General features: G+C 70.8%; 23 protein-coding genes. 9 read left to right on the forward strand and 14 right to left on the reverse strand.

Annotated elements, in window-relative coordinates; all coding sequences use genetic code 11:
• Window positions 1–146 precede the first annotated feature (146 nt).
• Window positions 147–740, forward strand: a complete 594-nt coding sequence (locus tag ACX9TP_RS08020; protein ID WP_482979138.1) for a dihydrofolate reductase family protein — start codon at window positions 147–149, stop codon at window positions 738–740.
• A 59-nt stretch (window positions 741–799) separates the two neighbouring features.
• On the opposite strand, the gene ACX9TP_RS08025 is transcribed toward ACX9TP_RS08020, so the two are convergent.
• On the reverse strand, window positions 800–3,010 hold the full coding sequence (locus ACX9TP_RS08025; RefSeq protein ID WP_482979139.1) for a glycosyl hydrolase family 18 protein: 2,211 nt from the start codon (window positions 3,008–3,010) through the stop codon (window positions 800–802).
• Window positions 3,011–3,519: 509 nt separating this feature from the next.
• Between ACX9TP_RS08025 and ACX9TP_RS08030 the strand changes: the two genes are divergently transcribed.
• Window positions 3,520–4,713, forward strand: coding sequence for an LLM class flavin-dependent oxidoreductase (locus tag ACX9TP_RS08030; protein ID WP_482979140.1), 1,194 nt, complete (start codon window positions 3,520–3,522; stop codon window positions 4,711–4,713).
• Between the two features lie 46 nt (window positions 4,714–4,759).
• Here the strand turns inward: ACX9TP_RS08030 and radA are convergent, their stop codons facing one another.
• The gene (gene radA / locus ACX9TP_RS08035) at window positions 4,760–6,124 is read right to left on the reverse strand and encodes a DNA repair protein RadA (protein WP_482979141.1); all 1,365 of its coding nucleotides are present in this window, start codon (window positions 6,122–6,124) and stop codon (window positions 4,760–4,762) included.
• A gap of 181 nt (window positions 6,125–6,305) precedes the next feature.
• On the opposite strand from radA, the gene ACX9TP_RS08040 reads away from it, so the two are divergent.
• The 6 genes from ACX9TP_RS08040 (at window position 6,306) to ACX9TP_RS08065 (ending at window position 11,440) form a co-directional block, all read left to right on the forward strand.
• Window positions 6,306–6,575 carry a GlsB/YeaQ/YmgE family stress response membrane protein gene (locus ACX9TP_RS08040; protein WP_482979142.1) on the forward strand — a complete coding sequence of 90 codons (270 nt, stop codon included), beginning with the start codon at window positions 6,306–6,308 and terminating at the stop codon, window positions 6,573–6,575.
• A gap of 187 nt (window positions 6,576–6,762) precedes the next feature.
• Entirely contained in the window at window positions 6,763–7,797 is a 1,035-nt protein-coding gene (gene bioB, locus ACX9TP_RS08045) for a biotin synthase BioB (RefSeq protein ID WP_482979143.1), read from the forward strand.
• 214 nt (window positions 7,798–8,011) lie between these two features.
• Complete coding sequence (gene bioF / locus ACX9TP_RS08050) at window positions 8,012–9,172, forward strand: 8-amino-7-oxononanoate synthase (RefSeq protein WP_482982131.1); 1,161 nt, start codon at window positions 8,012–8,014, stop codon at window positions 9,170–9,172.
• Window positions 9,165–9,842, forward strand: coding sequence for a dethiobiotin synthase (bioD, locus tag ACX9TP_RS08055; protein WP_482979144.1), 678 nt, complete (start codon window positions 9,165–9,167; stop codon window positions 9,840–9,842). Before bioF ends, bioD begins: the two co-directional genes overlap by 8 nt.
• Window positions 9,843–9,974: 132 nt before the next feature.
• Window positions 9,975–10,253 carry a hypothetical protein gene (locus ACX9TP_RS08060; RefSeq protein ID WP_206721553.1) on the forward strand — a complete coding sequence of 93 codons (279 nt, stop codon included), beginning with the start codon at window positions 9,975–9,977 and terminating at the stop codon, window positions 10,251–10,253.
• Complete coding sequence (locus ACX9TP_RS08065; protein ID WP_482979145.1) at window positions 10,250–11,440, forward strand: pyridoxal phosphate-dependent aminotransferase; 1,191 nt, start codon at window positions 10,250–10,252, stop codon at window positions 11,438–11,440. The genes ACX9TP_RS08060 and ACX9TP_RS08065 overlap by 4 nt, the downstream gene beginning before the upstream one ends.
• Here ACX9TP_RS08065 and ACX9TP_RS08070 read toward each other — a convergent pair.
• From ACX9TP_RS08070 to ACX9TP_RS08085, 4 genes are all read right to left on the reverse strand, one after another.
• Complete coding sequence (locus tag ACX9TP_RS08070; RefSeq protein ID WP_482979146.1) at window positions 11,421–12,845, reverse strand: ABC transporter substrate-binding protein; 1,425 nt, start codon at window positions 12,843–12,845, stop codon at window positions 11,421–11,423. The two genes, ACX9TP_RS08065 and ACX9TP_RS08070, sit on opposite strands and share 20 nt — an antisense overlap.
• Window positions 12,845–13,669: a hypothetical protein gene (locus ACX9TP_RS08075; RefSeq protein WP_482979147.1), complete on the reverse strand. Its 825-nt coding sequence runs from the start codon at window positions 13,667–13,669 to the stop codon at window positions 12,845–12,847. Before ACX9TP_RS08075 ends, ACX9TP_RS08070 begins: the two co-directional genes overlap by 1 nt.
• 159 nt (window positions 13,670–13,828) lie before the next feature.
• Window positions 13,829–15,622: a phosphoenolpyruvate carboxykinase (GTP) gene (locus ACX9TP_RS08080; protein WP_482979148.1), complete on the reverse strand. Its 1,794-nt coding sequence runs from the start codon at window positions 15,620–15,622 to the stop codon at window positions 13,829–13,831.
• A 259-nt stretch (window positions 15,623–15,881) separates the two neighbouring features.
• Window positions 15,882–16,901, reverse strand: coding sequence for an Rpn family recombination-promoting nuclease/putative transposase (locus ACX9TP_RS08085; protein WP_482979149.1), 1,020 nt, complete (start codon window positions 16,899–16,901; stop codon window positions 15,882–15,884).
• 211 nt (window positions 16,902–17,112) lie between these two features.
• Here ACX9TP_RS08085 and ACX9TP_RS08090 point away from each other — a divergent pair, with 211 nt between their 5' ends.
• On the forward strand, window positions 17,113–18,993 hold the full coding sequence (locus ACX9TP_RS08090) for an SLC13 family permease (RefSeq protein WP_482979150.1): 1,881 nt from the start codon (window positions 17,113–17,115) through the stop codon (window positions 18,991–18,993).
• Between the two features lie 7 nt (window positions 18,994–19,000).
• Here the strand turns inward: ACX9TP_RS08090 and ACX9TP_RS08095 are convergent, their stop codons facing one another.
• From ACX9TP_RS08095 to ACX9TP_RS08130, 8 genes are all read right to left on the reverse strand, one after another.
• A complete protein-coding gene (locus tag ACX9TP_RS08095; protein ID WP_482979151.1) occupies window positions 19,001–19,624 on the reverse strand; it encodes a MiaE family protein in 624 nt (207 codons plus the stop codon).
• 132 nt (window positions 19,625–19,756) lie between these two features.
• Entirely contained in the window at window positions 19,757–20,137 is a 381-nt protein-coding gene (locus ACX9TP_RS08100; RefSeq protein ID WP_482979152.1) for a DUSAM domain-containing protein, read from the reverse strand.
• Between the two features lie 3 nt (window positions 20,138–20,140).
• Complete coding sequence (locus ACX9TP_RS08105; RefSeq protein WP_482979153.1) at window positions 20,141–20,368, reverse strand: hypothetical protein; 228 nt, start codon at window positions 20,366–20,368, stop codon at window positions 20,141–20,143.
• A 253-nt stretch (window positions 20,369–20,621) separates the two neighbouring features.
• Window positions 20,622–21,458, reverse strand: coding sequence for a GNAT family N-acetyltransferase (locus tag ACX9TP_RS08110; RefSeq protein WP_482982132.1), 837 nt, complete (start codon window positions 21,456–21,458; stop codon window positions 20,622–20,624).
• A gap of 39 nt (window positions 21,459–21,497) precedes the next feature.
• Window positions 21,498–22,145 carry an AgmX/PglI C-terminal domain-containing protein gene (locus tag ACX9TP_RS08115; protein ID WP_482979154.1) on the reverse strand — a complete coding sequence of 216 codons (648 nt, stop codon included), beginning with the start codon at window positions 22,143–22,145 and terminating at the stop codon, window positions 21,498–21,500.
• 48 nt (window positions 22,146–22,193) lie between these two features.
• Window positions 22,194–23,246: a chymotrypsin family serine protease gene (locus tag ACX9TP_RS08120; RefSeq protein ID WP_482979155.1), complete on the reverse strand. Its 1,053-nt coding sequence runs from the start codon at window positions 23,244–23,246 to the stop codon at window positions 22,194–22,196.
• Complete coding sequence (locus ACX9TP_RS08125) at window positions 23,237–25,075, reverse strand: patatin-like phospholipase family protein (RefSeq protein WP_482979156.1); 1,839 nt, start codon at window positions 25,073–25,075, stop codon at window positions 23,237–23,239. Before ACX9TP_RS08125 ends, ACX9TP_RS08120 begins: the two co-directional genes overlap by 10 nt.
• Window positions 25,076–25,377: 302 nt before the next feature.
• Window positions 25,378–26,136 carry an SDR family oxidoreductase gene (locus ACX9TP_RS08130; protein ID WP_482979157.1) on the reverse strand — a complete coding sequence of 253 codons (759 nt, stop codon included), beginning with the start codon at window positions 26,134–26,136 and terminating at the stop codon, window positions 25,378–25,380.
• Between the last annotated feature and the right edge of the window lie 98 nt (window positions 26,137–26,234).

The following is a 26,234-nucleotide window of genomic DNA, read 5'->3' on the forward strand; positions in this document are numbered from 1 at the left end:
CGAGACTTCCTTCGTCGCCCCGGCAGCCTGGCCGTGGTGTGTCGAGGATTGCCGTCCGGACGTGTGGGTCCCCCGAGTCCCCGCCGCGAATTCCATTCCCATCCGCCCGGTGCTCCGGGCGTACGCGCTGCTCTTGGAGATTCTGTATGAGAAAGCTCAAGTACCACGTTGCTTCCACCGCCGACGGCTTCATCGCCCACGAGGACGACACCTACGGGGCCTTCATGCAGGAACGGCTCGTGAAGGACAGCGAGCACATCACCGACTACCTCGCGTCCTTCGCGACGTACGACACCGTCCTGATGGGGCGCCGCACGTACGAGCAGGGCCTGAAGGTGGGGGTGACGGACCCCTATCCGATGATGGAGCCCTACGTCTTCACGCGCTCCATGAAGGAGAGCCCGAACCCGCGTGTGAAGCTCGTGGCCGACGACGCCCTGGGCGTCATCCGGCAGCTCAAGGCCCGCCCGGGCAAGGACCTCTACCTCGCGGGCGGCGCGGACTTCGCATCGAAGGTGCTGGACGCGGGGCTCGTCGACGAGGTGGTGCTCAAGCTGAGCCCGCTGCTGCTCGGCTCGGGCATTCCGCTCGTCACGCGGCTCCAGGCGACGCTCAGCCTGGAGCTGCTCTCCACCAAGGTCTACAAGAACGGCGTGCTGCTCTTGCGCTACGCCGTGCTGCCTGAAGGCGCCCCGGGGACGAACGCCATGCCCCCTCCGGGTCTGCCCCAGGCCGGGTGAGTGACACGGGAGGGAGGAGCGTGGCGGGTGGCCCCGCTCCTCCCTTCTTCCGTTTCCCGCTACTGCAGGAACGCGCTCTTCACCGCGTCCAGCAGCGGGTTGGCGCCGGTGACGGGGTCGGTGCAGCCCTGGTTGATGGTCCAGATGATGGTGCCACCGAAGCCGTTGTCGCGGGTGTACGCGCCCTTGGCGGCGATGGTCTGCGGGGCGTCATAGGAAATCCACCGCACGGTGCCGTCCTCCACGGGCGTGTTGAAGGTGACGTAGCTCGCGCCGGCCACCGCGTCCCAGTGGTACGTGCCGGACTTGGAGAGCTGGAGGATTTTCTTGTACGTGAAGGAGTTGTCGCTGCCCACGTAGTCCGACCAGTTGGTGAAGTTCTGGTACGGGCCGGAGATGTTGCGCCACGCCATGCCGTAGAAGGGGATGCCCATGCCGAGCTTCGCCTTGGGGATGCCCGCGCTCACCCAGCCGTTGAGGCTGGCGGAGACGGACGTGGGGTGGTTGCCGGTGTGGCCGTGCAGCGCGGACGTGTACCAGGACTGCCAGCCGTCCCACGGGCCAATCATCTCGTAGGACATGACATTGATTTGGTCCAGGTACGGCGCGAGCTGCGCGTACCAGGGGTCCACGTCGGACGCGAAGTTGGTGTTGATCCACCCGATGGGGAAGGTGAGCAGCATGCCCGGCCGCGCCGCGCGCAGCTCCTTCACCAGCGCGAGCAGGTTGGGCTTGTCCGCCGTCTCCACCGGCTCCCAGTCGATGTCGAGCCCGTCGTAGCCGAGGCTGTCCATGGCGGAGAGCAGGTTCTGCACGAACTTCGCGCGGTTGGCGTTGCTGGCGGCGCCCACCCAGTTGGCGTGCTCACCGGCGCCGCCCACCATGATGATGGCCTTGCGGCCGGCCGCGTGGGCCCGCGTCGCCAGGGTGCGCGCCATGGCCGGGCCGTTCGAGTTGTCGAACGCCGTGCTCACCGTGCCGTCCGTGCGGGGCGTGGCGCGGCCGACGATGATGTGCGTCATCGCGCTGAAGTCCACCTTCTCCGGCGGGTACAGGTCCGCGTTCCAGCCCGTGTAGTAACCAGACACCCACTTGCCGGTGACAGGCGTGGACGCGGTGACGGTGACGGTGGCCGTCGCCTTCTTCGTGGTGTCCGCCAGGCTGGTGGCGACGACGTGGTACGTGCCCGCCGTCTGCGGCGCGGTGTACAGGCCCGCGTTGGTGACGGTGCCTCCAGCCGCGCCCTCCTGGACGGACCAGGTGACGGACGTGTTGGTGCTGCCCGTCACGGCGGCGGTGAAGGTGCGCGTGGCGCCCTTCGTGAGCGACGCGCTGGTGGGCGTCACGGAGATGGCCACCGTCGGCACCGGGGACTGCACGGTGGCCGAGACGGCCGCGGAGCGGGCGCCCTCGCCGCCGGTGCCCACCGCGGACACGGCGTACCAGTACGTGGCGCCGGCGGTGACGGCGGCGTCCTTGTACGTGGCGGTGGTGGCGGGCGTCACCGTGAGCTTCGTGTACGTGCCCGCCTGGGACGTGGCGCGGTACACGTGGTAGCCCGTCGCGCCGCTGACGGCGGTCCACGCCAGGGACACGTTCGTCGAGGACGGCGTGGCCTTCAGCCCGGTGGGGGCGGACGGCGTGGCCACGGAGGTGCCCAGGCGGAGGTTGTCGAAGGTCATCACCGGCAGCGAGCGGCCGGCGCCCTCCTGGATGACGAAGCCGTCCATCGTGACGTTGGCGACGCCGAGCGCGGACAGCGGCACGCGGCACCGCGTCCAGGCGTTGGCCTTGATGGTGCCGCCGTCACAGTACCGGTTCACCCCCACCGTGGGGCGGGCGGCGTTGGCGACGGTGGCATACGCGGTGAGGGCGGGGTTGGACGTCACGCCGCCGTGGACCTGGAGCTCCACGAACTCGAGCCCCGTGGTGGGGACGCCCGTGTGGTGGAAGTACAGCCCCGTCCAGGCGCCGAACGTCGCGGACACGGCGCGCGTGCCGGACGCGACAGGGGAGGTGGCCGCGAGGTTGTGCGTGGCCCAGGACCAGTCCGCCCAGCCCGAGCCGAGCGCGTCCGCGTAGATGCTATTGGGGTCCACCGCCGTGGCGTCGGCCTCGACGGGCGCGGACTCGGACGGCGTGGGGGCCTCGGGGGCCGTCACCTCGGGGGTGGTGACCTCGGGCGTGCTTCCTTGAAAGTCGGACGCGCCACCGCACGCGGTGGCCTGGACGCCGACTGCCAACATGAACCACTTGAGCTGCTTTCTCATGGTGCTCCAGCAGCCAGGGAATGTGAGCGGACACGGGCCCCGCTTCTCCGAACACGACGGACGGAAGGGGCCCTCGCCTGCTCAACCGCCGCGTCGGGGATGACCGGCGTGCAAGGGGTGCCTGGCAAGTGGGGGCACAAACATCAAAAGCCGCCGTCGACTTTCAAGCCATGTTGTGAGTCATTTCGGCACTCCCCGAGGACGTCAGGCCGGTGGGGTGGCGGGAATGCAAGGCATTGGTTCCCAGAGGAGAATGCGCCTGGAGGCAGAGCGGGCAGACAATCCCTCTCATGGGTGGCGTGTCTGTTTCACGCCGGCGGTGCGAACGCCCGCTCTCTCGTGGAGCCTCGGCGCTTCAATTGTACACCGGTGTCGTCAGCATCCGCGATGTCGCCCAGCCGCCTACCACCGGGATGATACGTGTATCTCAGTCGCCTGCCCGCCTGGTCTAGGCTGTGGGCGCCCTGCCCCGGAGGGCGGCGCATACCCGTGCAGCAGAGGAGGGGGACATGAGACTCGACATCTTCTCGGAGATGCAGCACCCGAAGGAGCACTGGACCGGCCCGGACCACGAGCACCGGCTCATCCAGGAAACGCTGGAGCAGGCGAAGCTGGCGGATGAGATGGGCTATGGCGTCTGGTGGCAGGTGGAGCACCACGCCGCCGTGGAGTTCAGCTACAGCTCCGCGCCCGAGGTCATGCTCACGGCCATCGCCATGAGCACGAAGAAGATGCACGTGGGGCACTCGTCGGTGCTGGCGCCGGGGCGCTTCAACCACCCCATTCGCATCGCCGAGCGCGGGGCCTTCATCGACCACCTGAGCGGGGGCCGCTTCCAGCTGGGCCTGGCGCGCAGCACCATCCCCGAGTGGCGCACCTTCAACATCGACCCGGACTCCACGCGCGGGCAGATGCAGCAGGCCTTCGAGATGGTCCCCAAGATGTGGACCCGCGAGAAGTTCTCCTGGGACAGCCCGGACTACCGGCTCAAGGACATCAACGTCATCCCCAAGCCGTACCGCAAGCCGCACCCGCCGCTGTGGCAGGCGTGCTCCAGCCCGGCCTCGTTCGAGCAGGCGGGACGCAACGGCGTGGGCGCGCTGGGCGTGACGCTGTGGGCCTCACCCGAAGAAGTCGCGGAGATGATTCACATCTACCGCGAGGCCCTGCGCACCCGCTGTGAGCCGGTGGGCGAGTTCGTCAACGACCAGGTCGCCTTCTTCACCTTCGTCCACTGCGCGGACAGCGAGCAGGAGGCGATGGAGAACGGCGCCGCGAAGGCCGCGGCCTGGTACACGAATGGCTCCTTCACCTTCTTCGAGGCGAGGGAGGCCTTCATGCGCACCGCCGCCGAGCTGGAGTCGCTGGCGAAGGACCCGGCGGGCGGCGGCCTGACGGGGCAGCTCATGCGCAAGAAGGACCCGAACGCGCCCCAGTCCCGGGCCCAGCGGCTGCTGGGCCGCATCGTCGGCGGCGAGGACGTGCCGGACGGGCAGGTGTGGGAAGTCCTGAGCGAGCAGGACTCGCTGATTGTCGGCACCCAGGACCAGGTGCGAAAGCGGCTCAAGCGCTACGAGGCCCTGGGCATCGACGCCCTCATGTCCTTCCACCAGGTGGGCGCCATGCCGCATGACAAGGTGATGAAGAGCATCCGCCTCACCGGCGGGCTCATCCCCGAGTTCAAGACGCCCGCAGCGCCGTAGGCGCACGGGCCCCGAAGGAGGCTCGGAGGCACTGGCGCGCGGTGCTTCAGTCGAACATCGCCGCCAGCGCCTCGCCGAGCGTCTCCACGCCCACCACCTTCATCTTCCCGGCGCCCTCGAGCCGCCGTGCGCTTCCGGCGGGCATCACCACCCGCTGGAAGCCCATCTTCGCGGCCTCGGCCAGGCGTGGCTCCACCTGGCCCACCGCGCGCACCTCGCCCGCGAGGCCCACCTCGCCCAGCACCAGCGTCTGCGCGTCCAGCGGCCGGTTCTGCAGGCTGCTCACCAGCGCCGCGCACACCGCGAGGTCACACGCGGGCTCGTTGAGCTGCATGCCGCCCGCGACGTTGACGAAGAGGTCGCAGCCCACCAGCGGAATCTCCTCCTTCTTCTCCAGCACCGCCGCCAGCAGCGCCACGCGGTTGCCGTCCACGCCGATGGCCGTGCGCCGCGCGGTGCCGTAGCCCGTGGGCGCCACCAGCGCCTGCACCTCCACCAGCAGGGGGCGCGTGCCGTTGAGCGTGCTGGTGACGACGCTGCCGGACTTGCCCACCGGGCGCTCCGAGAGGAACAGGGCGGACGGGTCCGACACCTCCACCAGCCCGGCGCCCTTCATCTCGAAGACGCCAATCTCGTTGGTGGAGCCGAAGCGGTTCTTGTGCGCGCGCAGGATTCGGAACGGGTGTCCGCGCTCGCCCTCGAAGTAGAGGACGGTGTCCACCATGTGCTCCAGCACGCGCGGGCCCGCGATGGAGCCCTCCTTCGTCACGTGGCCCACGAGGAAGGTGGGCACCCCGGTGCGCTTGGCGTACGCCATCAGCCGGCCCGCCACCTCACGCACCTGGGTGATGCTGCCCGGCGCGTTGCCCAGCTCCGGCAGGTACATGGTCTGGATGGAGTCCACCACCAGCGCCTGTGGCTTGAGCGCCTCGGCGGCCGAAAGTATCCGCTCCGCGTCCGTCTCCGCGAACAGGTGGAGGGCGTCGCCTTCCACCCGGAGCCGCTCGGCGCGCATCTTCGTCTGCCGCAGGCTCTCCTCACCCGACACGTAGAGCACCGGCCCGTGACGCGCCAGCCTGTCCACCGCCGCGAGCAGCAGCGTGGACTTGCCGATGCCCGGGTCTCCGCCCAGTAGCACCAGCGAGCCGCTCACCACGCCGCCGCCCAGCACCCGGTCGAACTCGGCGATGCCGGTGCGGCGCCGCACCTCCGTCTCGCTGGTGACCTCCTTGAGGCGCACGGGCTTCGAGGCCCCTCCCGAGGCGCCCCACGCCGGGCGCTTCTCGTCGTCCTTCGCTCCCGCCTCCTCCAGCAGGGAGCTCCACGCGCCGCAGTCCGGACACTTCCCGAGCCACTTCGCCGTCTGATACCCGCAGGCCTGACAGGTGTAGTGCGTCTTCGCCTTCGCCATGGGGGAGCCATAGCGCGGAACCCTGACGTTTTTACGCCCTTACAGGTTGGCCAGACAGGAGAGCAGGCAGGCACGGTGTCAACCCCCCTGCTGTCAAGTTGTACGGGAAGGAGGAGCGTCCCACCTTGCTGCTCATGGGCGACGCGAGTCGCGGCGCCCCTCAAGCAAAAGGGAGGTAGTCATGGGGATCATCGCTTTCCTGGTCATCGGTCTTCTCGCCGGCCTCATCGCTCGCGCTGTCATGCCGGGCAACCAGTCCATGGGGCTCATCGCCACCACGCTGCTGGGCGTCGCCGGCTCGTTCGTGGGCGGCTTCATCGCCTCGCTGTTCCGCAGTGACGGCCGCATCTTCGACCTGCACCCGACCGGCCTGCTGTTCTCCGTCCTCGGCGCGCTCCTGGTGCTGTTCCTGGTGGGCATGGCCGGCGGCCGGCGCCGCGTCCGCGTCTAGCGCCCGCTTCGCGGTGCGCAACGCGCACGGGATGGAATGACGAGCGCAGGGCCGGCGCCCCGGGGCTTCCCCGTGGGCGCCGGCCCGTTTCTCTTTCGTGGGAAGTCGTCAACCTGTCCGCTCAGCGGCGTTGACAACTTCCCGCCACCCGCGCACCTTCGCGCTCCTCAAACCTGCCGAGGAGCCCATGCCCGACGCTTCCGCCCCCAGCGAGTCCTTTCACGGCCATTCCCACACGGCCGCGCCGCCGCCTCCGGGCGTCGAGGTGCGCCATGACTGGTCGCTCGCCGAGGTCCGCGCCATCTACGCCATGCCGCTGCTGGACCTGGTCCACCGGGCGCAGACGGTCCACCGGGCCGTGTTCCAGGACAACAAGGTGCAGCTGTGCTCGCTCTTGTCCATCAAGACGGGCGGCTGCTCCGAGGACTGCGCGTACTGCCCGCAGGCGGCCCGCTACAAGACGGGCGTCAAGGCGGAGCGGCTGATGGCGGTGCCGGAGGTGCTGGCGGCCGCGTCGAAGGCCCGCGCCGCCGGGGCCACGCGCTTCTGCATGGGCGCCGCGTGGCGCGAGGTGAAGGACGGCCCGCAGTTCGACAGCGTGCTGGAGATGGTGCGCGGCGTGCGCGCCCTGGGCATGGAGGCGTGCGCCACGCTGGGCATGCTCACCGACAGCCAGGCGAAGCGCCTGCGCGAGGCGGGCCTGGACGCGTACAACCACAACCTGGACACCTCGCCCGAGCACTACGGCGACATCATCTCCACCCGCACGTATGACGACCGGCTGAAGACGCTCAACCGGGTGCGCGAGGCGGGCATCTCCGTGTGCTGCGGCGGCATCATCGGCATGGGCGAGTCGGTGGACGACCGCTGCAACCTGCTGCGCACGCTGGCCAACCAGGAGCACCACCCGGAGTCGGTGCCCGTCAACGCGCTGGTGGCCGTGGAGGGCACGCCGCTGGCCGAGCAGCCCCGCGTGGAGACGGTGGACATGGTGCGCACCATCGCCACGGCGCGCATCCTGATGCCGCAGTCCATGGTGCGCCTGTCCGCGGGTCGCCAGCAGATGAACGAGGAGGCGCAGCTGCTCTGCATGATGGCGGGCGCCAACTCGCTCTTCTTCGGCGAGAAGCTGCTCACCACCGGCAACCCCGAGTACGGCCAGGACATGGCCCTGCTGGAGAAGGCCGGCATCCGCCCGCTGGAGCCCCGGCGGGACGGGTAGGGCGGAGCGCGTGAGCGTCACGACATCGTCGGCCCGGGGCGAGGCCGGGGAGGGGAGCGCGGCGGAGGACGTGGCGCTGGCCCTTCCCGCCCCGGAAGCGCCGGGCCCCGAGACACCTGTCACCGATGCACGGAGGCAGGGGGCTCCGGAGGTACCGGAGCCCGTTGCGCCGACGGGGCCCGGTGTCACGGAGCCGGCGCCTGCCGCCCGGGGCGTGGCCTCCACGTGGGCGCGGGAGGACCTCGCGGTCCTCTCCGCACGCGGCCTGCGCCGGCACCTGGAGCCGCTCGACTCGCCCCAGGGCCCGGTGGTTCGCGTGGGTGGGGAGACGCTCGTCAACTTCTCCTCCAACGACTACCTGGGGCTGGCCGCCTCGCCGTCCGTGCGCGCCGCCGCCGCCGCCGCGCTGGAGCGCTACGGCATGGGCACCGGCGCCAGCCGGCTCGTCGTGGGCGACACGTCCGCGCACCACCGTCTGGAAGCACGCCTGGCCGCCTTCGAGCGCGCCGAGGCCGTGCTCCTCTTCAACAGCGGCTATGCCGCCAACACCGGCATCCTCCCCGCGCTGGTCGGCCCCGGGGACGCCGTCTTCTCCGATGCCCTCAACCACGCCTCCCTCGTGGACGGCTGCCGCCTGTCCCGCGCCCGCGTCGTCGTCTACCCGCATGCGGACGTGGAGGCGCTCGCGCGTGCCCTCGCGGACACGCCGGCGCGGCGCAAGCTCGTCGTCACCGACACCGTCTTCTCCATGGATGGCGACGTGGCCCCGCTGCGCGCCATCGTCGAGGCCTGCGAGGCGCACGGCGCCGCCCTCATGGTGGACGAGGCCCACGCCACCGGCGTGCTGGGCGCCCGCGGCGCCGGCCTGTGTGAGGAGCTGGGCCTGGAGTCCCGCGTGGACCTGCGCATGGGCACGCTCAGCAAGGCGCTGGGAGGCCTGGGCGCGTACGTGGCCACCTCGCGGGCGGTGGCGGACCTGCTGGTGTCGCGCGCGCGGCCCTTCGTCTTCTCCACCGCGCTGCCCGCCGCGCTGTGCGCCGCAGCCGAGGCCGCGGTGGACGCCGTGGAGGGAGACCCGGCCCTGCGCGAGCGGCTGTGGCGCAACATCCGCCGCTTCGCGGCCGGGCTGCGCGCGCTGGGCCTGAGGGCCGAGGCCCGCAGCGCGGTGTTCCCCATCGTCCTCGGCGAGCCCGAGCGCGCCCTGGACGCCGCGCGCCGCCTGCGCGAGGCGGGCGTGCTGGTGAAGGCCATCCGCCCGCCCACCGTGCCCGAGGGCACCAGCCGGCTGCGCTTCTGTCTCTCCGCCGCCCACACCCTGGGCCACGTGGACCTGGCGCTGGACGCCCTGCGCCGGGTGGGAGTGCACCATGGCTAGCCGGCCCTTCCAAATCTTCGTCACCGGCACCGACACCGGCGTGGGCAAGACGCAGGCCTCGTGCGCGCTGCTGTCGCTGCTCGCGGACGCGGGCCACGAGCCCCAGGGCTTCAAGCCCTACGAGAGTGGCTGCGCCTCCCTGCGCGCCCCGGCGGACACGCTGGCCCTGCGCGAGGCGGCGCGCAGCACGCTGCCCGTGGACGCCCTCTGCCCCCACCGCTTCCGCGCGCCCCTGGCCCCCGGCGTGGCCGCGCGCCGCCTGGGCCGCGAGCCGGACTGGGACGTCACCCTGGCCGCGTGGAAGCGGCTCTCCCACGGCACCACCGTGGTGGAGGGGGCCGGCGGCCTCTTCGTCCCCCTGGACTCGCGGCACGACGTCATCGACCTCATCGCCACCCTGCGCCTGCCCGTGCTGCTGGTGGCCCGCGCGGGCCTGGGCACGCTCAACCACACGGCCCTGTCGCTCCAGGCGCTCGCCGCGCGCCGCATCCCCGTGAAGGCCGTGCTGCTGTCGCGCGGCACCCCCGCGAGGGACTCGTCCGAGCGCGACAACCGCCTGCTGCTGGAGGAGCGCCACGGCGTCCCGGTGCTGGGACCGGTGCCGTACCTGCCTGACGCGCGCGGACGGCACGCCGCGTTCCGCAAGGCCCTGCGCGCGCTGGTGCCCTGAACGCGCGGAGGCCGGAAAATCGGCCTCCGGCGCGTTTTCGCTACAGGACGAGTGCTACAGGTCGCGCAAGTTTTCGAGTCACGCGGTCGTGAAATGGACGGGCCGTTTTTTCCGCGCGAGAACGCGTTGCGAATGGCGGACATCATCGACCTCACGTTCCACGCGGACGTCCGGCGCTTCTTCACGAAGCTCATCGACCAGAGGGGGCTCAGCTACTTCCTCCAGAAGGAGGGGCCTCGGCTGTTCCACATCGAGCCCTCGAAGGTCGAGCTCGTCTTGCGGACCGCGCTGCGCACCCGAGACCCCGCGCTGCCCCGGCCTCACGAGAAGGCCATCGAGCACTGCCGCAAGGAGCTGCGCCGGGAGCTCATCCGCCGCGTGGCCAACGCCATGCTGCAGACGGGCCTGTGAGCGGCTTCTCCGCCCGCTCCGACTTCCCGCGCACTCCGAACCCGCTGGCAGAGGCGCTCGCCCGGCACCGCGCCCGCGGGCTCCCCCTGTTGGACGTCACCGAGTCCAACCCCACGCGAGTGGGGCTGCCCGCCCCCGCGGAAGGCCTGCTCGCCCCTCCCGGCGCCTGTGGCTACGCGCCGCGAAGCCTTGGCCTTCCTTCCGCGCGCCACGCCCTGGCCACGCACCTGACGGCCCGCGGCGCGGCCGTGTCCCCCGAGCACCTCGTGCTGACGGCCAGCACCAGCGAGGCCTACGGGTGGCTCTTCAAGCTCCTGTGCGAGCCCGGGGACAACGTCCTCGTGCCCGCCCCCAGCTACCCCCTCTTCGAGCACCTGGCGCGCCTGGAGGGCGTGGAGACGCGGCCCTACCGCCTGCCCCGCGTGCACGGCTTCGGCCTGGACGTGGACGAGGTGGAGGCCGCGCGAGACGCCCGCACCCGCGCGGTGCTCGTCGTCAACCCCGGCAACCCCACCGGCCACTACCTGCACGAGGGCGAATTGGCGGCGCTGGCGGACGCGTGCGCGCGCCACGGACTGGCGCTGGTGTCCGACGAGGTCTTCAGCGACTTCGCCTGGGACGCCGAGCCCGCGCGCGTGCCCACCGTGGCCGGGCGCGCGCTGCCCGCGCTCACCTTCGCGCTGTCCGGCCTGTCGAAAGTGGCGGGGCTGCCCGGCCTCAAGCTGGGGTGGATGCACGTGGGCGGCCCGCCCGCCTTGCGCGACGAGGCGCTGGCCCGGCTGGAGTGGCTGGCGGACATGTACCTGCCGGTGGGCACGCCCGTGCAGCTCGCGCTGCCGGACTTGCTGGCCCACGTGCCCCGCTTCCAGGCGGCGGTGCTGGAGCGCGTGCGGGGCAACCGCGAGCGGCTGCGCGGGGCCCGCCCGGCGGGCGCCACGTGGGACGTGGTGCCCGCGCACGGCGGGTGGAGCGCGGTGCTGCGGATTCCGGCGGAGCCCGGCGAGGAGGCCACCTGCCTGGCCCTGCTGGACGCGGGCGTGCGGGTGCAGCCGGGCTGGTTCTACGACTTCGGCGGCGGCGCCTTCCTCGTGCTGTCGCTCTTGCCGACGCCCGAGGTCTTCGCCGCCGCCGTGGAGGTGCTGGCGCGGGTGCTGGGGGAGGGCCCCGTCAGTCCGCGGTCGGCTTGATGAGCTGCACCGTCCTGAAGGCGCCGTTCTCCACCTTCCACAGCTCGTATTCGGACGGGGCCTCGCCCGTCTCGTTGTTGAAGTCCAGGTCGCCGCTGGCGCCCTTCACGTTGATGATGGTGCCGGTGCGCATGGCGTCCCGGGCGCTGATGAAGTCGGTGAAGCCCAGGGCGAAGGACGGGGCGGTGACACCCGCGCCCGGCGTCACGTGCGTCAGCCCCTCGGCGATGCGGGCGCCGGTGATGGGCTGCGGCTTGCTGGCGTCCGGCCCCGCCGCGTAGGCGGTGCCCAGCGCGACCAGGTACATGGCGTCATACGCGTGCGCGGTGAAGGAGAACTGGCCCGGGTCCTTGCCGTACGCGGCCTGGAAGCGGTTGCGGAACTGCCGGTACTCGTCCGCGTCGACGCGGGCCTGGGCCGGGGCGGTGCCGTAGGAGCCATTCACCTGGTCCTTGTTGGCGCCCAGGTTGGTGATGAGGCCCGGGTCCTTGCCGGCGTCCGTGAAGAACCACTTCCGTCCCTTGGTGCCCTGGGTGGCGAGCTGGTTGATGATCTTGGCGTTGTCCTCGGAGAAGCCCACCATCACCGTGATGTCGGGCAGGTTGGCGCTGATGGCCGTCACCGCCGGCGTCACGTCCGCATTGCGGTTGTACTTCGCGGAGATGACCTGCGGCGTGGTCAGCCGGCGGAGCACCGTGGCGGACAGGCCCTGGCCGTACGGGTCGTCCACGTAGGCGAGGACCACCTTGTTCGTGTTGGCGAAGGGCGCCGTCCCGTCCGCCACGGTGATGGTGCCCTGCAGCAGGTCGCCGATGATGCGGCCCTGCAGCGTGTCCGAGGGCGCCGTGCGCCACACCAGCCCCGCCGCGCCTTGAGACTTGTCGGGCAGCGTGGCGATGTCCGGGCTCGTCGACGTGTGCGTCATCATCAGCGCGCCGGCGGCGATGGTGACGCTGGAGGCGGCAATCGTCTGCGCGCTGCCGGAGGTGAAGACCACCGGCACCTGCTTCTCGGTCACCAGCCACTCGGCCTGCTCGCGGGCGCGCGCGGCGTCGGAGCCGGTGTCGCAGATGTAGAGGATGAAGTTGCGGCCGTTGATGCCCTCGCGCTGGTTGACCTCTTCAATCACCAGCTTGATGGAGTTGAGCGCCTGCTCCTCCGACTCGTCCTTGCCCTCGGACGTCGTCAGGGGCAGCGCCGCGCCCAGCGGAATCGTGTTCGGCTTGGAGACGGGGCCGAACACGTCGCCGCAGCCCACCGGCTGCGGCAGGCAGAAGCCCGCGTTGCACACCTGCGCCGAGTCGCAGTCCGCGCTCGTCTCGCACTCGGTGAGCCCACCGGCGGTGGTGAAGGTGCAGCCGGACAGCAGCACGGTGCAGCACGTCATCAGTTTCAGCGCGCGCATCAGAAGCTGACCTCCATTCCGGCTCCGGCGCCCCGGGGCGCCAGCGTCACCCGCACCTCGCCCTCCACGGGCGGCCCATCCTTCGGGTAGAGGATGATGGCCGTAATCGCCCCGGCCAGTCCCACGCCGAAGCCGATGTCCGCGAGCAGCGCCTTGCTCTTCGTGTCGTCCGCGCGGGCCTGCTTGTCCTCCAGGTTCCGGGCGGCGTCGAACTGCTCGCGCGCGTCGCGCGCCTGCATGCCGAAGAGCACGCCCGCGCCTACGCCGGCCACCGCCAGGCCGCCCACGGCGAAGGCGGCGATTTTCTGGCGCTTGTAGGACTTCAGCGCGCGCTCGTTCTCCGCCTGCTGCCGGCGCTGGTTCTCCTCCTCGGCGCGCCGGGCCGCCAGCTGCTCCTGCTCCGCGCGGCGCTGCGCGGCGTCCGCTTCCGCCTGCAGCTTCTCGCGCTCGGCGTCCGCGGTGGCCTGCGCCTGCTCCTCCTTCTTGATGAGGACCTGGAGCCGGTCGATGCCGCGCGCGCTGCGCTTGAGCAGCGTGGGGTCCGTGCCCTCCGTGTTGCCGACGTACTGCTGGTACCAGGAGAGCGACTCGCGCAGCTCGCCCGCGTTCTCCAGGGCGACGGCGATGTTGTAGATGAGCTTCGGGTTGGGTGACAGCTCGTGCGCCTTCTTCAGCGCCTCGGCCGCCTCGCGGTACTTCCCTGCCTGGTACAGCCGCTCACCCTCACGGATGAGGGCCGTCGGATTCCGGGCGCCGCCGCGCTGCGCGAGCGCCACCGGTGGCGCCAGCGCGAGGGCCACCGACAACACTAAAGCCAGTCTCATGGTGCCCCCGAGCCTAGCCCGGAGCCGCCCGCACGGCGAAGAGGGCGTCTTCACTTCCCGTGAAAACACACCGGGGCCGCCCCACGCCCGGCATGAGCAGGCGGGAAGCGGCCCCGAAAGGAAGCCCCGGACGGCGGCTTCAGGTCGCTACAGGGAGGCTCAGGACTCCAGGCGGGAGATGAGCAGCTTGCGCTGGAGCATGAGGGCCTCGGGGGCCTTGGTGCCCAGCTGCTCGAAGAAGACCTCCTGGCTCTTCAGCTCGGTCTTCCACTCGTCCTCCTTGATGGAGGTGGCCTCGGCGACGGCCTCGGCGGAGATGTCCAGGCCCTTGAGGTTGAGGCCCTCGTCGGCGCGCGGCACCCAGCCCAGCAGCGTCTCCTTCGTGGGCACGCGACCGTGGACGCGGTTCACGATCCACTCGAGCACGCGCATGTTGTCCCCGAAGCCCGGCCAGACGAACTTGCCGTTCTTGTCCTGCCGGAACCAGTTGACCTGGAAGATCTTCGGCAGCTGGGGAATGGCCTTCTGCATGTCCAGCCAGTGCTGGAGGTAGTCGCCCATGTGGTAGCCGCAGAAGGGCAGCATGGCCATGGGGTCTCTGCGCACGACGCCGACCTTGCCGGTGGCGGCGGCCGTCGTCTCGCTGCCCATGGTGGCGCCGAGGAACACGCCGTGCGTCCAGTTGAACGCCTGGATGACGAGCGGGATGGTGTTGGAGCGGCGGCCGCCGAAGATGAGGGCGGAGATGGGCACGCCCATCGGGTCGTTCGCCTTGGGGCTGAGCGCCGGGTTGTTGCTCATGGGCGCGGTGAAGCGGCTGTTCGGGTGCGCCGCCTTCTCCGCGCTGCCCTTCTTCCAGGGGCGGCCCTGCCAGTCGGTGAGCTCCTCGGGGACCTCGCCGTCCTTGCCCTCCCACCACACGTCACCATCCGGCGTCATCGCCACGTTGGTGAAGAGGGTGTCCTTGGCGATGGTCTCCATCGCGTTGGGGTTGGTCTTGTAGTTGGTGCCGGGCACCACGCCGAAGTAGCCGGCCTCCGGGTTGATGGCGTACAGGCGGCCATCCGGACCGGGGCGCATCCAGGCGATGTCGTCGCCCACGGTCTCAATCTTCCAGCCCTTGTACTCGGCCGGAGGAATCATCATCGCGAAGTTCGTCTTGCCGCAGGCGGACGGGAAGGCGGCGGCGACGTAGGTCGTCTCACCCTTGGGGCTGGTGACGCCGAGGATGAGCATGTGCTCGGCGAGCCACCCCTCCTCGCGGCCCAGGTAGCTGCCGATGCGCAGCGCGAGGCATTTCTTCCCGAGCAGCACGTTGCCGCCATATCCCGAGCCGAAGCTCCAGATGGTGTTGTCCTGGGGGAAGTGGCAGATGTAGCGGCGGTCCGGATTCACGTCGCCGGTGCTGTGCAGGCCGCGGTTGAAGTCGTCGCTGTCGCCCAGCATGTCCAGCGCCTGCTTCCCCATGCGGGCCATGATCCGCATGTTGAGCACCACGTAGACGCTGTCGGTGAGCTCCACGCCAATCTTGGTGGAGGGGCTGCCGATGGGGCCCATGGCGTAGGGCACCACGTACATGGTGCGGCCCTTCATGGCGCCGTCGAAGTGCTGGCCCAGCTTGGTGTACGCCTCGTCCGGGTCCATCCAGTTGTTGGTGGGGCCGGCGTCCGTCTTGTTGGGCGTACAGATGAACGTGAGGTGCTCCACGCGCGCCACGTCATTGGGGTTGGAGCGGTGCAGATAGCAGCCCGGGCGCTTCTCCTGGTTCAGGGGGATGAGGATTCCCTCCTTCACCGCCTGCTCCGTCAGGCGCTTCTTCTCCTCCTCGGAGCCGTCGCACCAGACGATGCTGTCCGGCTGGGTCATCTGGGCCATCTTGGCCACCCAGGCCAGGAGCGTGGGGTTCTTCGTGGGGGCCTTCTCACCCACCGCCGCCGCTTGCGTCGAAGCCATCGAAGTATCCTCGTGTCGTCTCGAAATAGGGATTCCCGCGTACGGTCCCAAGGGGGCCGGAACCTACCAACGGGAGAGACGACAAACCTTCTGGAAGGAGGCCGGGAATGCAACTGGCGTCCGGCAGTCAACCGGGCCACCAGACAGGGCTCTCCTAATTCCACTTATCAGCGACCGGGCTTCCAGTAGTTGACGACACACTGCGCCAGGGGGCTTACCGCGTACGGAGGCCCGCACCTGACGACGCTGTCAGCGGCGACTACGCCCGGTCATCGAACACCTCGGAGAAGGTGGTGGCGCTCAGGGACTTGTCGAACCAGCGGTCCAGCGTGGCCATGTCCGTGCAGGAGAGGATGCGCTTCCGGGCCGATTCGTTCAGCGGCACGTCCCGCGCGGTGAGGATCCGCAGGATGGCCTCGGCGCGTCCGCGAACCAGTCCCTGCTCCAGGCCCTCCTGCCGGCCTCTTTCCAGGCCCTGCTGGAGTCCCCGCTCGATGAGTTCCTCGCCGTAGCCCCGCATCAGTTCCTCCGTGCGCTGCTCACCCAGCACCGAATGTAACACCTGCCCGGTGGCTTCACGCGTGGCCTCGTCTCCTGTCAACATGAGGTACCGGATGAGCACCGCCAACCCGTCGGTGCCTTCGGAGCCTGCCTGCACCTGCGCGAAGAGCGCCACCCACTCCGGCAGTTTCCGCGCCAGCGCTCTGCTGCGCCCGTACCGCAACGCCAGCCATGCCAGCCGGGCCAGGGGTGGACCAGTCCGCGAGCGCAGCGCCTCCTCACGCTCCGTTGTCAGGTCATCGAGCAGGTACTCGAAGCGCGGTACCAGTGCACGCCACCGTGCCCGCTCCTTCTCCGGCAACGCGAAGAGCTCCTCCACCCGGCGTGGCGCCGTCCAGGCCCCCTCGGGCCCGTGGTACATGACGAGCGGGAGGATGGGCGGGAGCTCGGTGCTGTCCGGGTGCTCCTGGCGCCAGCGCTCCAACTGGCGCACCACGTAGCGCAGCATGCGCAGCGCCATCCACCGGTCCACCGTGGACTGGTGCTCCAGCAGCACGTACAGCAGCAGCGGGGGGCCGGTGCGCAGGCGCGCCGTGAAGAGCAGGTCGCTCTCGGTTTCTCGCAGTTCCGGGTCCACGACGCTGCTGGGCTCTCTGCGCAGAGACGTCCAGTCCACGGCGGAGACGACGTGCGCGGGCAGCACGGCGCGCAGCTCGGCCGCGGCCCGCTCGGGGTGGCCGAAGGTGTAGCGGACGAAGAGGTCGTGCGGGCCGGACATGGTGGCAGGGCCCCAAGCACGCGTCGGGCCAGACGGGAGACCTTCGGACGGCGGTGCTCGCGAGGGGGCGTCCGGCGGTGAACCGGCCTTCCGGGCAGGGCGCTCCTGATTCCACGTACCAGCGACCGGGCTTTCAATAGTGGACGGCGCAGTGCGCCAGGGGGCTGACCCCGCGGGGGGAGAGGGCACAGGTTGGTGGCGGGCCCCTTTCATGACCATCGCCATCGTCCTCGGCATCGTCGTCGTCGCGCTGGTGCTGTTCTCCTTCGACACCATCCCCATCGAGGTCAGCTCGCTGGTGGTGGTGTGCCTGCTGGCGCTGACGGGCGTGCTCACGCCGACGCAGGCCTTCGAGGGCTTCAGCAACGACACCGTCATCTTCATCTTCACGCTGCTGGCCATGACGCAGGGGCTCGCCTCCACGGGTGTGGTGCAGCTCATCGGGCAGCGCCTGGCCTTCTTCGCCCGCTTCGGCCACCAGACATTCGTCATGGCGATGATGGTGGCGGTGGCGGCCTTCTCCTCCATCATCTCCAACACGGTGACGACGGCGGCCTTCCTGCCGGTGGCCATTGGCGCAGCGCACCGGGCCAAGGTGCCCAAGAGCAAGGTGCTGCTGCCGCTGGCCTACGCGTCGATGCTGGGCGGCATGATTTTCCTCTACGGCACGTCCACCAACCTGGTGGTGTCCGCGGCGCTGCAGCGCATGGGGATGCCGGCCATCGGCGTGACGGAGCTGGCGCCGGTGGGCTTCCCGCTGGCCGTCATCGGAATACTCGTGGTGGTGCTGCTGGGGCCGCTCCTGCTGCCGGCGCGCGAGGGGCAGGGGAGCGTGGACGACTGGACGCTGCGCGACTACCTCACGGAGGCGATGCTGCCGGCGGACTCGCGCTACGTGGGCAAGGAGCTGGCGGACATCACGGAGGGGCTCGGCCTGCGCGTCATCGGCATCATCCGCGACGGGCAGACGCTGCCGGCGGTGCCGACGTACCGGCTGCATGGCGACGAGCGCCTCATCGTGGAGGGCAACCGCGAGGACATCCTCCGGGTGAAGGACCTGCGCGGCATCGAAATCCGGCCGGACGTGCGGCTGTCGGACACGGAGCTGAGCGACAAGGACAGCGTCCTCATCGAGGCCAGCGTGCCGCAGGGCAGCCCGCTGGTGGGGCGCAGCCTGAAGGAGACGCTGTTCCTGGAGCGCTACGGCCTGGTCGCGCTGGCGCTGCACCGCAAGCCGGCGATTCAGCGCGTCACCAAGCTGCAGCTGCTGGGGCGCATCTTCGGCGAGCGCTCGCTGTCGATGATGCCGCTGTCGGTGGGCGACGTGCTGCTGCTGCGCGGGCCGAAGGAGAAGGTGTCGGAGCTGGCGAAGGGCGCCAACCTGGTGGTGCTGGGCGGGCACGACTACCAGCCGCCGCGCCACCGCAAGGCGCTGCTGGCGGTGGTGCTCTTCCTGGGGGCGCTGGGAGCGGGCTCGCTGGGCTTGGTGCCGCTGTCGGTGGCGGGGCTCACCGGCATGCTGGCGATGATTGCCACCGGGTGCGTGGATGCGCGCATCGCCTTCCGGGTGGACTGGCGCGTGGTGCTGCTCATCGGCTCCATGATGGCGCTGGGCCTGGCCATGGAGGAGAGCGGCGCGGGGAAGTACATCGGCAATGCGGTGGCGGAGCTGGGGGCGTACGGTGGGCCGCGCACGGTGCTGGGGCTGTTGATGGTGCTGACCATCGTCCTGTCGGCGCCCATGAGCAACCAGGCCGCGGCGCTGGTGGTGCTGCCGGTGGCGCTCAACGCCGCCGAGCAGCTCGGCGTGGACCCGCGCGCCTTCGCCATGGGCGTGACGCTGGCGGCCAGCTGCTCGTTCATCACCCCGCTGGAGCCCAGCTGCGTGCTCGTCTACGGCCCGGGGCACTACCGCTTCACGGACTTCTTCCGGCTGGGCACGCCGCTCACCGCGCTGCTCGTGGCCGCGCTGGTGGTGGCCGTGCCCTGGGTGTGGCCCTTCCAGAAGGCGGCCGGCGAGCAGCCCGCGCGCGGGACGCCGGTGAGCGCCGTGGCGCCCGCGAGCCCGGGGCCGACGGCCCAGTCGCCCTGACGCGGCTTCAGTGGATGGCGGCGCGCAGGCCCACGTCGGTGATGACGCGGGCCTCGTGCTCCAGCATCCACTCCAGCCGCTCGCGCACGGGGGCCTCGTCGCCGTTGGCGGCGGTGACGGCCAGCCGGAAGAAGAGGGACTGGTGCCCGTCCTCGGACTGGGCCAGCTCTCCGTAGAAGCGCGCGAGCGCCGGGTCGGTGAGCCCCTCGGCGAGCAGCGACAGGCGCTCGCACGAGCGGGCCTCGATGACGGCGGCCACCAGGAGCCGGTCCACGCGGCGCTCCGCGGACGGGGTGCGCACCAGCTTCTGCAGGGCCTGGGCGTACGGGTCGCCAGAGTCCTTCGTCAGCGTCAGGCCGCGCGCGTCCATGAGCTCCAGCACCTTGGCCAGGTGCGCGCTCTCCTCGCGGGCCAGGCGGGCCATCTGCGCCGGCAGCCCCGGCAGGTCCGGGTACATCTGGAGGAGGGACAGCGCGTTGGCGGCGGCCTTCTTCTCGCAGTGGGCATGGTCCACCAGCACCTCGTCGAAGCGCTCGAGTGCCAGCGGCAGCCAGCGCGCGTCGGTGGCGGCGTGGAGGATGACGGGACCCTCTCCGGAGAGGGGACGGCGGGAAGGCGTGGGACGGCTCATGCGGGCGCGGACTGTATGCCATCCCTCCGCCTGCTGTGCACGGTGACATGTGCCAGGGGACCGGGAGCACCGTCACTCCGCCGCGATTCGGTCAAGCCTGCCCGCTCATCGAGCATCCGGCTACCGTCACACTCACGGCTTGTCCTCCATGGCGTCGAGCTGCCCCTCTGCGATGTCCCGATAGAAGGGGACGACTTCAACGGCGAGCAGGTCACGCATCAACTGGCGTGCGCTGTCGTAGTCGCCGGCGTCCTGATGGCGGTACATGGAGTGAAGGGCGTCGGAGAGCCTGTTGGAGCCTTCACGGATACGTCGTGAAACTTCTCGGAGAAGTTCCAGCGCTCCGTCATCCGAAGCCAGGGCTCGCGCGGTGTCCTCGTCGCTGATGGCGACCTCACGTGCGGAGCGCGTGAGCAGCGCGCGCACATCGTCAGCAAGGACGAGTGGAGCCCCTTCGCGGAGCACCCGGCGAGCCAGCGCGCGGATGGGGTCCCAATCGAGCTGCCCGGTCATGCGCTACTTCCTCTTCCTTTCTGGAGGGCTGCACTTGTCGTCAGGCCACTCCTGCTGTCCCTCGCAGTAGCGAAGGCAGTCGTAGCAGGAGCCCGTCCAGCCGCGCTCCTGGCAATCACCGTAGTTCCGGATGCAGCGCCGCTTCCATTCGGGCAGGTCGGCGTTGTGCGAGTCGTCCCAGGGAACAGCTGCGCTGCTGGCGCTGTCGGCGGCCTCCTTCGCGCCAGCCATGAGGATGGCGGCTTCGGATGCAGTGAAGCCACACGCCTCGGGGACCCCCGGGTTCCGTTGCAAGCAGCACGTCTCGCTGTCCATGCAGGTGGACTGTGCGTAGAGGTCGCGTTTCGCCGTGGAGTGCGCGGAGCTGGAGCACCCCAGCGCCAGCGGGACGCAGGCAAACGCGAGAACGGACCGGATGGTCGGCTTCAGCATGGCAGGCAGGGTACGGACGACCTTGGAGCAGAGTCCACCAGGCCCGGCGGGGCTAGTCGACCAGGACGAGCCGCTGGGTGCGGCCGGCCAGGTAGCCGACCTTGCGGGCGATGCGGGCGGTGCTCTCGTCGCGCTCGTCGATTCGCATCGTCAGGCGCGGCAGCGAGGACAGCAGGTGCCGGGAAATCTGGCCCAGGCACAGCGTGGCGTGGCCCTTCTTCCGCTCGGCCGGCAGCGTGTAGAGCCCCTCCAGCTCCGCGCCGTACTGTGAGCGGCTGCCGATGTCGACCTTGAACACCAGCCCGCCCGCCTCCTCCAGCACGTACGTGCGGCGCTGGCGCACGCGCTGGACGACGCGGGCCTCGTAGCCGCGCGGGTCCTCCGCCAGCGGGTCTCTCTCCAGCGCCTCGCGCACGAAGCCCTGCGCCAGGGGCAGGAGCCGAGGCAGGTCCTCCTCGCGCGCCAGCCGCAGCAGCGGGTTGGTGAAGGGGCCCAGGTCATCCGCGGACACGCTGAACAGCCGCTGCGTGCGCGACAGGCGCGGCTTGCCCTGGCACAGGCTGCGCACCAGCGCGTCCACCGCGGACTTGTCCCCCACCGTGCCCCGCAGCTTCAGCGACGAGGCCAGCGCGTCCGCGATGACGCTGGTGGCGCTGGCGTCGCTCGCGCTGGGCACCACCAGCCCGCCCTCGCCGCCCACGAAGACGGCGGCCGTGAGCACCTGGTTGTCGAAGCGCCCGTAGAAGGCGAACGGCACCCGCCCGCGCGGGGCGATGCCGAACTCCTCCAGCAACCCCAGCAGGTAGAGGTTGTGGATGGGGTCCTTCGACAGCAGCGCCCGCAGGGCTTCCGCGTCCTGGGTCCCAAGCTGTTCGACGGTGACGGGCATGAAGGGGTGGGGGAGCGCCACCTTACGCAAAACCCGCCCCTACCGGCCAGCCTCCTCCGGTACGCGGAACTCGAAGGGGTAGACGACCGTTGCCTTCCCCCCACCCGGCGGGGCGGGAAACCGGGCGTCCAGGAGCGAGTCCAGCACACACGCCTGCACCATCGGGTCCGGAATGGTGCTCGCCAGCAGCTCCCCGCCCGTCATCTGCCCCTCCGCCTCCCGCCCCTCCACCGTGAAGCGCAGCCGCACCGTCTGTGGCCCCCGGTTCCGCTGTGCTGCGTCCTCGAAACATTGCTGCACGAGCGGAGTCACGGCCCGGATGGCGACGCGGACGTCGTCGGGGCTGATACGCCCGGTGGTGGTCTCGATGACGGGCTCCACCTCCGCCACCCGCCGCGTCGCGGTGGCGGTGGGGGGCGGCGCCGGTGTCGGTGTCGGTGCCGCTGTCGCGGGGAGCTGGCTCGGGTGGGAGGGGAAGGCCGGGGGCGGGACGACGGCCGGCGCTTCGAGGGGAGGAAGCGAGGGGTCTTCGGGGCGCTCGGCCTCCATGGGGGGCGGCGGCGCCTGCTCGGGCCGGGGGGGCTCCACGGGCCGGATGAGCCACCAGGACAGCGCGGCGGCGAGCACCAGGATGCCCAGGCCCACCAGGGGGAGGATGGCCCAGCGGATGACGGAAGGGTTGGACATGCGCTCACGCGGGGCCCGGCAATGGGCGCCCACCGCAAAGGATAGGTCTCACTCCACCGTCAGGGTGCACCCGACGCTGTCGAGCACGCGGCGGATGGGCGTGCACACGCTCAGGCCCTCGGCGCCCGCCTGGTGCAGGCCCACCGCCGCGCCCGCGTCGTCCACCACCAGCGCCCCTGAGTCTCCCGGGTGGGTGCAGGGCGTGACGCCGAGCTGGTCCGCGAACCAGAGCACCTGCTCGCCACCGTCCCCGGTGGGGTAGGGCAGGCCGATGGTGAGGTGCAGCGCCGCGATGGTGCCGGACACCTTCTCGCTGGTGGCGCCCACCAGTCGCACCGGCAAGTCGAGGGGGACGTCGTCCCGGATTCGGAGGGGCGTCAAATCCAGCACGGCGATGGACGTGCCGAGCAGCTCGGGCCTGTCCGGGCGCACCGTCGCCGCGTCCACGTTGGTGGCGGCCTGCTCCCGGCCAGGGACGAGCGGCCCCATGCGCACGAGCGTGCCGAACCGCGCCGCCGCGAGGCCTCCGTGGTCCCTTGCCTCCTCCTTCGACGGGACGAGCACGCGGTCCCCGGGAGCGCCGCGGCCGTAGTTGCCGATGACGTGCGCGCAGGACAGGCCCAGCAACTCGTCCGTTTCGGAGGAGCGCACCACGCACCCCAGCGTGCCGGAGCCGCCGCGCCGGTGGCTGATGTTGAAGCCCGGCAGCACCGGGCGCTCGTTGCTGATGAGCGACTCCAGCCACGGCGTGCCCACCTCGCGCACGTCGGTGGGCACGCGGCCCCGCAGCCCCAGCGCCTCCAGGTTCACCGAGTCGGGAATGCGGCGGCTTGCCGCCACCCTGCTCTTCGGACGCTTGAGGCGCACCAGCACCTGGAGCGCCAGGTCGTCCACGCGCCCGCGCTTCAGCTTGGGCGCGAAGCACAGGCCCACCACGTTGGGCGCGGTCCACCAGCGCGCGTGCTCCTTCGCGAGCAGGGGGGCCCTCACCTGGGGCCGCACGGAGAGGGCGGCCCGCGGGGACACGGGCGGCGGGGCCGGGTCCGTGCCGGCGGAGATGGCGTGCACCACGCGCCGCATCTGCTCGGAGGTCAGTCGCAATCGCGCTGCTCCGGCTTCTTGGCCGTGCACTGGCCCACCGGGGCGAACTGCGCCTCGGCCTCGGCCACCGCCGCGTCCACGGGCTTGTCGCACTCGCGCTTCGCGATGTCGCCGCGGATGTCGAAGAGGCGCAGCACCTCCGTGCACCGCTGCTGGAAGGTCTTCACGCCGTCCTGGAAGAGCGGCCGCATGACGTCCGGGGAGAACGAGTAGCCGCTGGCCGTCTGCAGCTGGGACTCCGGGCGGAACATCCACGCCGAGCGCCAGCTGGACGCCACCTGGTCGAAGCGCGCGGAGCCCAGCCACATGCTGGTGGCCGCCTGCAGGGCGACGGGCTCCTTCGGGACGAAGCCCGGGCCGGTGCGGCGGCAGAACGGGCCGATGTTGCCCTCGTTGTCCACGTCCGCCAGCCGCTCCTCGCAGACGTTGTACTCGGCGAAGCGCCGGCCCACGGCGGCCAGCTCGCCCTGCTGCACCTCGCCCACGCGCGGCTGCGTGACGAACAGGTCGATGGTGCGCATCAGCGTGCTGACGGCATGGGGCGGCGGGTTGGCGGTTTCCGCCTGGAGGCCGCCAGTGGAGATGATGAGCACGCGCTCGGCGCCGCGCTGGACGGCCTGGAGCAGCGGCAGGCCGGAGCGCACGCCGCCGTCGAGGAACGTCCCCCGGAAGCGGCCGGCGTTGGAGGGCAGCCACGGCACCGGCTCGGCGAGCACGGGCTCGACGATGGAGGCCACCGCGGCGTTGATGACTCCGTCCACGCGCTGCTTCTCGGACGCCCTCGGGTTGATGTCCTGCGGGTCCTGGTCGCTGATGCCGTAGACGTCGCCGGTGTTGAAGTCCACCGAGACAGTCACCAGCTCCGTGTCGTTGGTGAGCTGCGCGGGGGTGACGGCGCCGCGCAGCTTGGCTTCGACGCCGTCGAAGCGGACGAGCCCGCGCAGGTCCGAGGCAATCTTCCATATCCAGGTGGAGTTGACGCAGTACAGGTCCGACTCCACCGAGCAGGTGTAGTTCTCGATGAGCATCTGCCGGGCCTTGTCCTCCTGGCCGGGCGTGTGGAACAGGTCCACGAGGGTGCTGATGAGCGCGCCGGTGCTGGTGCCGGCGGCCAGGTCGATGCGGGCATCGCCGCAGCCCTCGGGGGCGGGCTTGCCGCGGCACTGCTGGAGGATGCCGAGCAGCCGCCACATGATGCCGGCGCTGAATGCGCCATTGGCACCGCCGCCGCTGAGGACGACGGCGTTGGACGGGCGCCCCAGCGTGCGGTGCCAGCGGCGGGCGCTGATGTACTGCGCGGCGGACTCGGCGCCCTCGAGGATGCCCGGGCCGAGCACCTCCGGCCCCACCGGCTCCTGCAGCGAGTCCTGCAGGGACACCAGCGACTGGGCGATGCCCAGCGCGTTGCCGAGGAAGCGCGCCGCGTCCACCTCCGCGGCGGCCGGGTTGATGGGGTCCACGTCCTTCGGAGGCGGCGGCAGGCCCCAGAGCGGCGCCGACACGGCCTTGTCCATGAAGGTCTGGAAGCAGGCCTGGTTGGTGCCGCCGGAAGTCCTGCGGAGGCACTCCACCTGGTCGAGGATGACCTGGGGCGACTGGCCCATGGCGGACATCCAGCGGGCCACCTCGCGCGGGTCCACGTACGAGTCCACGAGGTGCGAGCGCGTCAGGCGCGCCACGCGCTCGCGGGCGGGAATGGGCGGCGGCGCGGCCTTGGGCTCCGAGGGCTTGTTCAGCTCGCTCAGCAGGTAGTCGGTGCGCAGGAAGCAGCCGCTCACGAGCGTGGTGAGCGCGGCCAGGAACAGCAGGGAGGTGGTGCTCCGGGTCATGGGTCCCCCGTCGGGAGTTTTCAGGAGGGGACGTGGCCCGGGCGGCCGGGTCCAGCGGCCCCTCGCCGCATCAGCTTCGCTCGACGTTAGCGCATCGCCCCCACATGGGCGGCGCTCCGTGCGAAAAGCGACGCTTCGCGCGTGGGGACGCACGCGCGGGGGCGCGGACCGGGCCTCGCGAGCGCGGGTGTTCTCCCGCGCGGCCCCTCGCCCACCGTGCCTTGCTCCCCTCGCCTCCGAAGACGATGCTTCCGGCGAGGTTGGCGCCCCTCCTCCTCGTTGGAGCGGCGCGACCCCTGGGCTCAGCGCGACCTGGCCAGCTCCACGGCGTCCGCGCCGGCGGGCTGGCGGAGCGGGCCCGACGGTTCGTTCACCGCACGCCAGATGGCTTCCGCCACGTCGAGCGACCGGGTGAACAGCCCCGACTGCTGCCCCGTCATTCTCTCGAAAACGCTCCGCGCGAAGTCGGAGTACGCCTCGGGGATGGCGACGCCCTGCTTCTGCATCCAGGCCTGTGCGTTCTGGGCAAAGGAGGTCTCGCGGGCCTGCCCCGGAAGCACGAGGCTGACCCGCACATTGAAGGGCTGGAGCTCCAGCGCGAGCGACTCGGTGAACGCGTTGAGCGCCGCCTTGCTCGCGGTGTACACGGCGAGCATCGGGAGCGGCTTCAGCGTCGTGCTCGACGAGACGTTCACGATGACCCCCGCCTTGCGTTGCCTGAACTGAGGCAGGAACGCCTGGGTCACGGCCATCGCACCGAACGTGTTCGTTTCGAAGGTGGCGCGGACCGTCTCCATCGAGGTGCCCTCGAAGACGCCCAGCAGGCCAACGCCCGCGTTGTTGACCAGCACGTCGATGGGACCCGCGGCCTCCACCGCTTCACGAATGCTCCGCGGGTCATTGACGTCGAGCGCGAGCACGCGCAGTTGCTCGGACCGGGGCAACACGTCCTCGCGCGGCGTGCGCATCGTGGCGATGACCTTCCAGCCGCGCTCGAGGAAGTAGCGGGCGGTGTCGAGGCCAAAGCCGGACGAGCAGCCGGTGATCAGAATCGTCTTCATGGCGTTTCCTGTCGGTGGGGTTTGACTCCCAAGACGATAGGGAGCGGAGGCCGGACGGACTACAATAGGAAGTCCGTATTTCGTTGGCAGGAGTCCGG

The organism is Pyxidicoccus sp. M15, from assembly GCF_056858435.1.